This is a genomic window from Vibrio bivalvicida (assembly GCF_001399455.2).
GTDB lineage: Bacteria > Pseudomonadota > Gammaproteobacteria > Enterobacterales > Vibrionaceae > Vibrio > Vibrio bivalvicida.
The window spans coordinates 55974-68093 of the sequence record NZ_LLEI02000032.1 but is presented as its reverse complement, the minus strand read 5'-3'; the positions used below and the strand labels follow the sequence as shown (position 1 = coordinate 68093).

Below are 12120 nucleotides of genomic sequence, written 5' to 3'. Positions count from 1 at the left end.
GACTCGCTTAAGGAGATCCTCGATACATTTGTTCCTCATTGTGATGATGACCGAGCGTTTTTTTAAAAAAAGGGCTGATGTATTCACATCAACCCTTTGTTGTTCTCTTATCTTGTACTTATTTATTCTTAGCAAATTGCGCTATTACAATCACGCCAAGCGCAACCAGGTTACCCGCGAAAATAACCACAAGCCACTGAGGCATTGAAAGACCTAGGAATTGCCAAACCACTTTGCTGCAATCACCGTACGCTTCAAACATCCACGGAACCCATTGGTTTAACGGTGCCCAATCAGGGAAGGTAACGAATAGGTCACAAGTCGCGAATGGGGATGGGTTGAACTGATAATCGACGTGCTGCATTGAAAGCGCTAGACCTTTGTACGCACTTGCACCCCAAGCAGCTAAACCTAACCAACGTATCAATGGGTTGTTCGGTGCGATTAAGCCAAGCAGTGCGGCACCACCGATGCCAAGCATCGCGACGCGTTCATAGATACACATCACACAAGGTGAAAGCATCATCACATGTTGGAAGAATAACGCGCATGCTTCAAACAAAATGATCGAAAGCAGCAGCAACAACCAAGATAGTCGCCTTTGAGAAAATGTTTTTAGAGTTGAAAGAATGTTCACACAGATATCCTGTATTAAAAAAGCTCTGAGTAATCAGAGCTTTTTATCGTGTAAAAGTTTCGCTAGCAACTAAAACTTTTGATTTTTATTAATTAATGCCCACTAGACATTGCTGGAGTCAGCTCACCAACGTGAGGGGAAATCCATCCTGCGTCATAAAACCATGCTGTCATAGGCTCAACAAAGAACACAATACCAGCGAGGCCAACTATGGCAAGTACGATAGTGTAGGGCAGTGCCATAACTACCATGCGACCGTATGATAGGCGAATCAAAGGTGCGAGCGCAGAGGTTAGCAGGAATAGAAAGGCAGCTTGGCCATTTGGTGTTGCTACTGACGGTAGGTTAGTACCTGTATTAATGGCGACAGCCAACAGGTCGAACTGGTCGCGAGATATCACACCTTCGATCAGGGCGGTTTTCACTTCGTTAATATAAACTGTACCAACGAAAACGTTATCTGAAACCATAGACAGTAGGCCGTTAGCGACATAGAACAGAGCAAGCTGAGTTCCTTTGTCTTCAACATGCAGTACTGCGTCAATGACAGGCTTAAATAACTGTTGGTCGATGATGACAGCAACAATAGCGAAGAATACCGCGAGTAGAGCAGTAAATGGCAGCGCTTCTTCAAACGCTTTACCCATTGAGTGTTCTTCAATAACCCCGGTAAATGCAGTTGCTAGGATGATAACGGAAAGGCCAATTAGACCTACTGCGGCCAAGTGAAGTGCCAAACCTACAATTAACCAAACGGCAATAAAGCCCTGTACCCAAAGTTTCGCGACATCTTGATTAGTACGTGTTTTACGTTCTTCTTGGTCGAAATCGACTAAGATTTGGCGAACATTTTCTGGAAGGCGAGCGCCGTAGCCAAACACTTTAAGTTTCTCGACTAGTACACAAGTGATCAAACCGCAGACAAATACTGGTGCAGTCACTGGTAGCATGCGAATAATAAACTCGCCAAACAACCAACCTGCTTGATCGGCAATGATTAGGTTTTGTGGTTCACCTACCATTGTCATTACACCACCCAACGCTGTGCCTACACCGGCGTGCATAAGCAGTGAGCGAAGAAACGCGCGGTAGTTTTCTAGGTCGTCTCGAGTTAATTCGGACAGGTGATCATCTTGAGTGTGGTCATGTGAGGCGTGAGGGCCTTGGCCAGAAGCTACTTTGTGGTAAATCGCATAGAAGCCAACTGCGACGCTGATAACCACGGCTATGACGGTCAGCGCATCTAAGAATGCTGACAGGAAAGCTGCTGCGAAACAGAAAGCCAGCGAGAGCATACTCTTAGAACGAATACCCAATAGGATCTTGGTAAAGATAAATAGCAGCAAGTGCTTCATAAAGTAGATGCCAGCAACCATAAAGACAAGTAACAGCAGAACTTCGATATTGGCAACAAGTTCATGCTTAACTTGGGCAGGGCTTGTCATACCAATCGCAATCGCTTCGATTGCGAGTAAGCCACCTGGCTGTAGAGGGTAACATTTCAGTGCCATTGCGAGGGTGAAGATAAACTCTGCGACTAGCAGCCAACCTGCAACAAATGGATCGACAAGAAAGAAAACTATGGGGTTAATAATCAAAAATGAAATGATGGCAACTTTGTACCAGTCCGGAGCCTTACCAAGAAAATTCTTAATAAATGCATTTCCGAGTGACATCGGCATGATTTAGATACTCTTAATGTTGTTATGAATAGACACTGCGCGTGCTTGAATCCATTTAACCGGAAATTAGATATCTTCTGACCAATGGTATTTATCTACCGGTAGAAAATAACCGATTCAACAGTGACTTAGAAAAACAACATTCCGTTCACGATCATGTGGCCTTGCCAAGTCACTCCCTGAGAAAGACAAGCACTCCTTTACTTTGGTCGCCACTGTACTCTTCAGCACAATTTAGTCAACGAGAAAATTGGTCTGAGTATTTTATTAGCTAACTTTTGTTTAAAAACGCGATCAGAGTTGTGTAAATATGACGCGAGAGTTGTGAAAAACAATGGTTAATGCAAGCAAAATGGCGAAAGCATAGAATAAGAAAGAATATGTAATTATATTGAATGAAAATGATAGTTAAATTATGTAATTTTAAAAACTTATGTTTTGCGCCTGGAATACCAATTGGTGGGCGTTTTGGCTTGTTTTGGATTTGTTAAATATACAAATAATCCTATTTCACATCTGAATATGAATCAACAAATTCTGAATCAGGTTAGAGTAATGGCTCTATTGTGGTTTTGCTCCACGTTTAGTGAGTGGTGGTTTCCGATATCGAAAAACTAGTGGTATGATGAGTTTCATTAGACCCATAAAAATACAAGTTTGGATAAGATATAAATGGTCATAAAGGCAAAGAGCCCAGCAGGATTCGCAGAGAAATACATTATTGAAAGTATTTGGAAAGGTCGATTCCCACCTGGTTCTATTTTACCAGCAGAACGTGAGCTCTCTGAACTAATTGGCGTAACACGTACAACTTTACGTGAGGTATTACAGCGTTTAGCCCGTGACGGTTGGTTAACGATTCAACATGGTAAACCGACGCGTGTAAACCAGTTTATGGAAACATCGGGACTCCATATTCTTGATACTTTGATGACGTTGGATGCCGATAACGCAACTTCTATTGTTGAAGACTTGCTTGCGGCACGTACAAACATCAGTCCGATCTTTATGCGCTATGCATTTAAAGCTAATAAAGAAAATGCAGAGAAAACCATTTCTAGTGTGATTAACTCTTGTGAGGCATTGATCAAAGCAGAGTCTTGGGATGTGTTTATGGAGTCGTCACCCTACGCCGAAAAAATCCGCCAGCATATCAAAGACGACGGTGAAAAGGATGAAATAAAGCGTCAATCTGTACTTGTCGCGAAAACATTCAATTTCTACGACTACATGCTGTTCCAACGCCTTGCATTCCACTCAGGAAACCAAATTTATGGTTTGATCTTTAATGGCCTGAAGAAGCTCTATGATCGCGTAGGAAGCTACTACTTCTCTAACCCACAAGCTCGTGAGTTAGCGTTACAGTTCTACCGTGATTTGCTTGATGTTTGTGAGACAGGTAACCGTGAGCAAATCCTCGTTGTGGTTCGTAACTACGGTATGGAGAGTGCGCATATCTGGAATCAAATGAAAATGACTCTGCCAACCAACTTTACCGAAGATGATTGCTAAGGTCTGTTGTCTTTGTAGTAAAAAACCGCCAATTTGGCGGTTTTTTTATTTACTAATGTGTGAGATCAGCAATCAGAGCAGGCTTCGTCACGGCCACCAGCTTCTGTAAACCAATTAGCTAAGTGTGATTTGAGGTCTTTGAGCTCATCTGGGCCAATCAGTGCGAGGCCCAAATCTTCTGCGCGGGTGATGTCGTTGTGACGTAGAGGGCGGAAGCTAACGAGCATAGCGCGAGCTTGGAGACCTCCGAGTAAGTCTCGCAGGGATTCGAGCTTGTATAAGGTGTCGTCGCCATCATCGCGCATGCCCTTCGTCTTACATTCTATGATGTGTAGTTTATTGTTGACCACTGAAGCGACATCTAGCTCGTTGCGAACTTCTCGTTCACCTAATTGGCGATAAACCTGGACGTTCAATGAACGGTCTTGAATGGTTGGCATATCTCGTTGAATTTGGCGGACTGTGCTGTGAACCAATGTCTCAAGCCATTCACCATTCGAGAAGCGACGTGCATCTTCATTTGCGAAGGTCAAAACCCCGCCTTGATAAGTGGCAATTTCCGCTTCGACTAAGTCGTTCAGCAACATATTTAGCTCACGGTATCCTTGCTGCTTTTCTGACAGCCCAACATCTAGGCGCTGTTCTTTACGGCAGGTTGTCGCAAGGTAATTAAGTGTCGCAAGGCCAGGGCCAAGCTCAAGTGCGTTGCTTGCCCAACGCTCACCAAGCTCATACAGTTTTTGATCTAGCTGTGGTGGTAGTTCTTGGTCGCTAAACTCGCCGCGCGCACCAAATACGGTGAGATAGTCATCTATGGTAATTCTATCTTGAACTTGCGTATCGTCTTTACCGTCAGGGTAGAGCCAGCACAGGCGGTCACTGTTTGGCTCAACAACAAATATTGGCCAGTGATAAGTACGGAAAATCTCATACACGGACAACAGGCGATGACGTAATCCACAACTTGCATTGAGCTTAACTTCTTCACCTCTCGCTTTTAAATCTTCGGCTAGAATTGAAACGGCTTGTTTGATCTTTGATGGGTTCGCGACATTGGGAATTTCAAAAAACTCTGAAGTTATATCTCTTTTGCTCAACACGCTGTGAAGACGCAAATACATATCTTCCTGAGCAGGTACACCGATGAAGACGATATGATCGCTCACTGTACGGTTATCGAGAAGCGGGGTGACCAAGCGAATTGGGTCTTGGTCAATAATGCCAACATGAACAGCCATAGTTATTCCTCATGCTTGGCTTGCGAGAGAGTGAAAGAAAAGCGGGCAAGCCTATAGACCATATAATGACATGAGATTTAAAAAACAAGGGCGGCTATGAAAAATAGCCGCCCAATCTCAATAAATTACATTATTCTGACTTTTTAGAGCTTAAATCGGTGAACTAGTTCACCTTGCTGGTTTGCCAAAGAGGAGAGGTTGCCACTGGTTTGAGCGATTTGGGCCATGGCTTGATAGCTAGTGTCAGCAATTAAATTGATCTCTTCGATGTTACGAGCAATATCGCCAGTGGTTTCGCTCTGCTCGGCAGCTGCCTGTGAGATATGACCACTCATTTGGCTTATCTCCAGAATAAGTCCTTGGATCTCTTCCATTGCGCTGTTGGCGCTAGAAGCTTGCTCAACGGAAAGTTCCATATCATCCATGCAGCTTTGAATAACCTTATTAGCAGAAGATGAACTGCTCTGAAGGTTACTGATCATATTTTCAATCTCAGATGTGGATTCCGTGGTGCGCTGAGCCAACACACGAACCTCATCGGCAACAACAGCAAAACCTCGGCCTTGTTCACCTGCACGCGCCGCCTCAATGGCAGCGTTAAGTGCTAATAGGTTGGTTTGCTCAGCAATATTACGGATAACATCGAGAATACTGCCGATTTGGCTGCTCATCGCTTGGAGGTCTTTTACCGCATCAACAGATTGATTGAGGCGCGTTTCAAGCTGGTTAATAGTGGTAATATTGGTGCCCATAATCTGGCGACCAGACTCCGACGCTTTTTCGACCTGTTCAACCATCTGCTGAGAGCTTTGAGCACTTTGAGCGACTTCCTGAACAGAATGGGCCATCTCCGTCATTGCAGTTGCAACATTGGCTGTCTGCTCGCGTTGTTGGCTTAGCTGAGATTGCGCTTGTGATGAAGTTTGTTGGTTAGTTGTAGCCGTTTGAGTTAAGTCATCGGATGCATCATTGAGTTTGACCAGAATCCCATGCAGATTGTCTGCTAGAGAGTTGATGTGGTTACTTACGCGGCTAAATTCGTTGTTGTAACGAATCTCAATACGTTTGGTCATGTCGCCTTCAGTCAGTGACTCAAGTGTGCTTAAAATACGAGTAAGTGGTTCACGAACGCTCTGTGCAATATGGTATCCAATCGCAATAGCCATCAAGATAACCACAGCCCCAATTGCAACTGAACGAATAACACCTTGTTCGTAGACATCACCAGCTTCTTTTAAAGAGGCATTTAAGCCCTGTTTGGCGACTTCACTAAATGAGTTGAGTACTACCATGGTTGCATCAACCTGCTGAGTAAGACTGGCGATATTTGCGTATAGTGCATCTTTTGCCAATAAGTAGGTGCTGTGTTGATCTAACACCCCGCCTTTCTTACCTACATCACGGGTGAACTGCTGTACTGATTCATCAAAAGCTTTTTTGAGTTCAGGCATTTGGGAGCTGAGTCCACGGTACGCGTAGTTTAGGTGAGTGACCGCTTTCTTGTTTCTTGCGACCGCTTGTGTGACAAGCTCGGTATCGCTGCTTGCTAATGCATCCGAGGTAGTGAGTTCGGCATCTTTTAGCTTAATAAAATAGCTTTTCGCCATGACTTTAACCGAGATACTGCTTTGGTCGTCGACATACTCTTTCATTCCCACGCTTAGCTCAGAATGTAAACGTTGGAAGCGGCGAGTTGATTTTTGGACTTTTTCTTGCGCTGCGAACATAGCGCGGTAGTTGCCCATCGCTTGCTCAGCTTCGCTGAAATAACTCTGTTCCATCTCTTTGAGCTGGATAATAGACTGTTCGAGTTCAGTTTGACCGATACTGACTTGCTCAAGTGTTGATAATTGTTGAGCGTAAGCCTCTTTCATTTGAACGAATTGCTCAGAAAGTTGATCCATGCGCTCAAAGCTTTGAGTTGTCAAAAAGTCTTTAAAAAGTTTGTCTGCAGACAATAAAGCAACGCTAGTTTGGTTTGATTGAGAAACTAATGGCAGCGAGGTATTGGATACACCTTCGAAGTTTTGGTGGATTTGTTGCATTCCTCGCATCATCAACAACGTGGTTACGATGAACATAATTATGATCAATGCAAAACCAGCATACATGCGCCGAATCACTGAGCCTTTCATAGCTCTCTCCCTGTAATTATAAATGTCTTAAAAAATTAACAAAAAGAAAGCTATTGTATTGATAGCGAGACACACATTTTTTGACGCACAATACACTTTTAGCTAGCGAGTATTAAAGGATTGTCTAATAAGTGAACTGAACAGCGTTTTTTATTGTGATCTTGCGAAGCTTGACGCATACTCGTTTCAATTTAATCAACAACACATATCTCAATGGAGTCCTTCATGGCCGAAGAAACCATTTTCAGCAAAATTATCCGCAAAGAAATTCCGGCAGATATTGTCTACCAAGATGATTTAGTGACTGCGTTTCGCGATATCAACCCACGTGCTCCAAGTCACATTTTGATCATCCCTAACCAATTAATCCCAACGGTAAACGACATAGAGAAAGAAGATGAAATCGTCATGGGGCGTATGTTTACTGTCGCGCGAAAACTGGCAAAAGAAGAGGGGATTGATGAGGATGGTTACCGCCTTATCATGAACTGCAATTCTCATGGTGGACAGGAGGTTTACCATATTCATATGCATTTACTAGGTGGCCGTCCGCTTGGACCTATGCTATTGAGCTAAAAACTTTGATTTGAATGGAACTCTTTATGGGGTTTGATGTCGTACGTTAAGTTTTTTAAAGTGTAGGGCATGCCGTCATGTCAACCAGTAACAACATCGGAGCACGAAGTGCATAAACACGTTCGACTCGTGCTTGCTTTAGCAAGTAGTTTGGTTCTTTCCGCTTGTGCAAATTTATCTGTAGGTAACCTTTTTAGTCATTACAGTGCACAAAATAATGAGCTGCATCAAACAATTAAAAACGGGCACTATTACGAAGCTGAAGAACTGCTACCAGAAGGAATCGCCGGTGACATTCTTGACAATATGGAGAAGGGTAGGGTTTATTTACTTAATCAGCAGTACCCTGAAAGTAAGAATGCCTTTGAGGTGAGCGATAACGCGGTGCGAGTGCAACAAGACCAAGCGACGATTTCGGTTTCTGAAACAGCGCAAAGCTTAAGTTCGTTAGCCGTCAATGATAATTTAAATGCCTATCAACCTGCTGACTATGAGTTAGGCTTTTTACATCTCTATTTGGGGCTTAACTACCTCAAAAAGAATGATCTAGAAGGTGCGATTATCGAAATGCGTCGTGCAAGTCAGATCCAAGAACAAGCCAGAAAAAACCGAGAGCGCGAGCTTGAATCCGCTCAGAGTCAAATGCAAGCTCAAGGAGTATCGCCAAACCTAGGTAGCATACTTGCAAACTATCCTGATGCGGGAAAAACACTGCAAGCGGTGCAAAGTGGCTATTTGTTCTATCTATCAGCCTTACTTTATGAGGCGGATAATGATCTAAACAGTGCGTATGTGGATTACCGCAGGGCCTTAGCTGTTATGCCTGAAAATCAGCAGGTGGTTGATGGCACTAAACGCGTTGCTAAACGATTAGGCATGCGTGAAGACTTAGCCAAGCTTGAAAAACGTTACGGCAAAGCAAGTTACCTAGCGGCGGACAAAGGCCGAGTGATCGTTATTGATGAACGTGGTGTGGTTGATGCGATGAACGGCTGGACTCAGACCGTACCGATTTCACGAGGCAGTAACTTCGGTTTGTATACGGTTTCACTGCCATACTATGAAAATATGCCTGCTGAAAAGTTTAGCCCTGTCGTTCTCAATGACAGCATTATTTCGGGAAGTCTGCTCACTGACGTTAATCTAATGGCAAAGCAGAATCTGACTGAGCGTATGCCTTCTATATTGATTCGCCAGGCACTAAGAGTGTGGGCAAAAGAAGAGCTGCGCCGACAAGCAACGAAAGACAACCCTGAAGATTTGGGTAACGCTTTGTTTAATGTATGGAATGTACTGACTGAACAACCAGATACCCGAAGCTGGATCACCTTGCCGGGAGAAATCTACAGTGCAAGTTCAATCGTTGAACCAGGGGAACAATCTTTACAGGTAGCAGGTCAGAGCCATACATTCAATATTGAATCAGGCCGTACAACCTTGGTGTGGCTTTCACGTCAAGGGAACAACGCAACTATCTGGCATAAACAACTAGGAAATATACGATGAAAAAATGGCTTATTTCAATCGCAGCGGCATTGACCTTGATGGGATGTGCGAGCAACAGCAATACTGCAGGGCTGCGTATCGATGGCGCCTCTCAAACGGTTCTTTTTGGTGACAATGTACTGGCGGGACGTGTGAGCATCGAAGATATTTCAACCATTGATGTTGATGGTCGTGCTCGAGGCATTGTGCGCTTAGCTAACCAAAGCAAAGGTGATCAACATATTCAATATCGATTTTATTGGTACGACGATCAGGGACTAGAAGTGAACAACAAGCTTAGCCCTTGGCGTCAAGCCATTCTTCGTGGTGCTGAAGAGGTTTCCATCTCTGAGATCTCTATTAATCCGAACGGACGCCAATTCCGTGTTCAAATTCGCGAACTAGACAACTAATTTTAAGAAGTAACTAAAGGATATCCTAAGGAACCGACAATGAAAAAAAGTGTAATTGCATTACTTGGTTTGGCTGTAGTGCTTGGTGGCTGTTCTAACCAAGTGAGCTATGGCGACGCTCAAGCTGTAGAAACAACAACGATTGATTTTGGTTCGACAGACTTGCAAAAAATTGCCGGTGAAATGGTCGATAGTATGATGATTTCGGGCTCTGTTGCCGCAATCACTCGTGATTCGCGTCCGATCGTGTTTGTTGAACGCATTAAAAACAAAACCAGCGAACATATCGATACCGAGTCAATTACGGATTCAATCAGTACTAAGATGCTGAATTCTGGTAAATTCCGTTTTGTCGATATGGATCGCGTAGAGTCAGTACGTGAACAGCTAAACTTCCAAAATGACGATGAGCTTGTGAATCAAAGTACAGCCATACAGTTTGGTAAAATGGTTGGTGCGCAATACATGCTTTACGGAAACCTATCAAGCATCAATAAGAACGCAGGTAGTGATAAAGACGTTTATTACAAGATGACAATGCGTTTGATGGATCTGGAAACGGGTCTTATTGAGTGGGCTGACGAGACAGAAATCCGCAAGCAAGAATCGAAAAGCTTCCTAGGTCTATAATCTGAGCTTTATGTAACAAGAGGAGTGAACTATGGCGCGAATGTCGTGGAGTGAAGCATGCCAACTCGATCGGTCATTATTGTCACTAGAACACTTCTTTTCTATTCCCCCTGATTATGCTCAAACGCTAACAGGGGGGTTGACTAACCGCTGCTGGAAAGTGGTTGCTTCAGACGGTCAAGCATTTGTTTGGCGGCCAAATACCAATATCACCAAAGCCTTCTCAATCTCTCGTTTTCAAGAATACCAAATACTAACCGCGATAGAGCCTTATGCATTTGCTCCTCAAGCCGTGCATATTAATGATCAAGGGTTATTAGTGACATGGATTGAGGGAGAGTCGTTAATCCACGGTCTGCCGTTCGATTCACTGCTTAAGACCATGATTGCTATTCATGACATTGACACTCAGCGTGTCCCCGTCGCTCCTTTCAATTATACAGCACGAGTGGATCACTATTGGATGCTTCTTGATGAGCAATACAAAGTAGAGCCTTATATTTCGATCTACAATAAGTGGCGCTGTGCTCCGAGCTTAGCGGATGTGGGTCATACGTTGTGCCATTTTGATCTAGCAGGATACAACATGGTGAAAACGGAGGTTGGCAACAAGGTCATTGATTGGGAGTATGCCGCTGTTGCGGACCCGCGTTTAGATCTTACCTTGTCGATTGGCGTGACAGAGGAGAAGCCTTTGGAGGCGGTGTATCGTTATTGCCAGCTTAGAGGCATAGAAGGTGTCGATGATTGGGTTGAAGGTGTCATGGCTTGGCAACCGAGAGCAATGATGATGGCGATGCTTTGGTATCTGTTAGCGCACCAGTTATGGGGTGATGAACAATATTTAGCCCAGGCGCATAAACTAAAAGAAATAATTTGCAGCTAAGATCACTGTTTGATAGTTCCGCAACCTTAAACTCATTGAGTGAGCTTTTAAACCTTATTTTTCATGGTAGATTTAAATCACGAGGATCGAGGGAATTACAATGATTATCTATTTACACGGTTTTGATTCGACCAGTCCGGGCAACCATGAAAAAGTGCTTCAACTTCAATTTATTGACGATGATGTACGATTCATAAATTACAGTACTCTCCATCCAAAGCATGATATGCAGCATTTGTTGAAAGAAGTGCATAAAGTGATCGAGCAGTCGCCAGATAAAGACCCTATCATTTGTGGTGTTGGTCTTGGTGGTTATTGGTCAGAGCGAGTGGGCTTTTTGTGTGGGATTAAGCAGGTTATCTTTAACCCCAACTTGCATCCAGAACTCACTATGCAAGGGCGTATTGACCGACCAGAAGAGTATGAAGATATCGCGACTAAATGTGTGTCAGAGTTCAGAACCAAGAACAAAGATCGCTGCTTAGTGATTTTGTCTAAACAAGATGAAGTTCATGACAACAGCAAAACGGCAGCTGAACTAGAGAAGTACTACAGTATCATCTGGGATGAGGTGCAAACCCATAAGTTTAAAAAGATCTCTCAGCATCTACAGACAATGAAGACGTTTAAAGACGCAAACTAAACGCTAGTTTTTATAGATTTCTAATATATAGGCGACAGAGTAGGCTCTGTCGCTTTTTTATTGTTCAATCGACTCTATTCCCTACAAATTTTGCTGAAATAACGGCAATCTTTAGTTGCACCAGATGGTTTGCCCTATATAATGAACTCACTACAAAATTTTTGATAAATATCAAAAAAAATTGAGAGCGAGTAAAAAACTTGCCCATTTATGAGCTACATCAAAATCGTAGCATTGAGTGATTAGGCTCATTTATCCAATAAGCGTGTCATATTATCTGACC

At 43.5% G+C, this 12120-nt stretch carries 11 protein-coding genes; 7 read left to right on the top strand and 4 right to left on the bottom strand.

Features of this window, described 5'->3' with window-relative positions:
- Nucleotides 1-118: 118 nt before the first annotated feature.
- Both dsbB and nhaB read right to left on the bottom strand, forming a co-directional pair.
- Nucleotides 119-637, bottom strand: a complete 519-nt coding sequence (gene dsbB, locus APB76_RS11235) for a disulfide bond formation protein DsbB (RefSeq protein WP_049843768.1) — start codon at nt 635-637, stop codon at nt 119-121.
- Between the two features lie 92 nt (nt 638-729).
- Nucleotides 730-2319: a Na(+)/H(+) antiporter NhaB gene (gene nhaB, locus APB76_RS11230; protein ID WP_049843769.1), complete on the bottom strand. Its 1590-nt coding sequence runs from the start codon at nt 2317-2319 to the stop codon at nt 730-732.
- 672 nt (nt 2320-2991) lie between these two features.
- On the opposite strand from nhaB, the gene fadR reads away from it, so the two are divergent.
- On the top strand, nt 2992-3831 hold the full coding sequence (gene fadR, locus APB76_RS11225) for a fatty acid metabolism transcriptional regulator FadR (RefSeq protein WP_054961645.1): 840 nt from the start codon (nt 2992-2994) through the stop codon (nt 3829-3831).
- A gap of 65 nt (nt 3832-3896) precedes the next feature.
- On the opposite strand, the gene APB76_RS11220 is transcribed toward fadR, so the two are convergent.
- Nucleotides 3897-5069, bottom strand: a complete 1173-nt coding sequence (locus tag APB76_RS11220) for a DUF1887 family protein (RefSeq protein WP_049843771.1) — start codon at nt 5067-5069, stop codon at nt 3897-3899.
- Between the two features lie 143 nt (nt 5070-5212).
- A complete protein-coding gene (locus APB76_RS11215; protein ID WP_049843772.1) occupies nt 5213-7204 on the bottom strand; it encodes a methyl-accepting chemotaxis protein in 1992 nt (663 codons plus the stop codon).
- Between the two features lie 225 nt (nt 7205-7429).
- On the opposite strand from APB76_RS11215, the gene hinT reads away from it, so the two are divergent.
- The 6 genes from hinT to ycfP all read left to right on the top strand — a co-directional run bounded on the left by hinT (nt 7430) and on the right by ycfP (nt 11837).
- Nucleotides 7430-7780 carry a purine nucleoside phosphoramidase gene (gene hinT, locus APB76_RS11210; RefSeq protein WP_049843773.1) on the top strand — a complete coding sequence of 117 codons (351 nt, stop codon included), beginning with the start codon at nt 7430-7432 and terminating at the stop codon, nt 7778-7780.
- Nucleotides 7781-7888: 108 nt separating this feature from the next.
- Nucleotides 7889-9286, top strand: coding sequence for a COG3014 family protein (locus tag APB76_RS11205; RefSeq protein WP_049843804.1), 1398 nt, complete (start codon nt 7889-7891; stop codon nt 9284-9286).
- Nucleotides 9283-9678, top strand: a complete 396-nt coding sequence (locus APB76_RS11200) for a YcfL family protein (protein WP_049843774.1) — start codon at nt 9283-9285, stop codon at nt 9676-9678. Before APB76_RS11205 ends, APB76_RS11200 begins: the two co-directional genes overlap by 4 nt.
- Before the next feature lie 39 nt (nt 9679-9717).
- Nucleotides 9718-10308, top strand: a complete 591-nt coding sequence (gene lpoB, locus APB76_RS11195; RefSeq protein ID WP_054961646.1) for a penicillin-binding protein activator LpoB — start codon at nt 9718-9720, stop codon at nt 10306-10308.
- A gap of 31 nt (nt 10309-10339) precedes the next feature.
- Nucleotides 10340-11194: a phosphotransferase gene (locus APB76_RS11190; protein WP_054961647.1), complete on the top strand. Its 855-nt coding sequence runs from the start codon at nt 10340-10342 to the stop codon at nt 11192-11194.
- Between the two features lie 100 nt (nt 11195-11294).
- Nucleotides 11295-11837 (top strand): alpha/beta hydrolase YcfP, encoded by a 543-nt coding sequence (ycfP, locus tag APB76_RS11185; RefSeq protein ID WP_054961648.1) that lies wholly within the window; start codon nt 11295-11297, stop codon nt 11835-11837.
- Nucleotides 11838-12120: the final 283 nt, after the last annotated feature.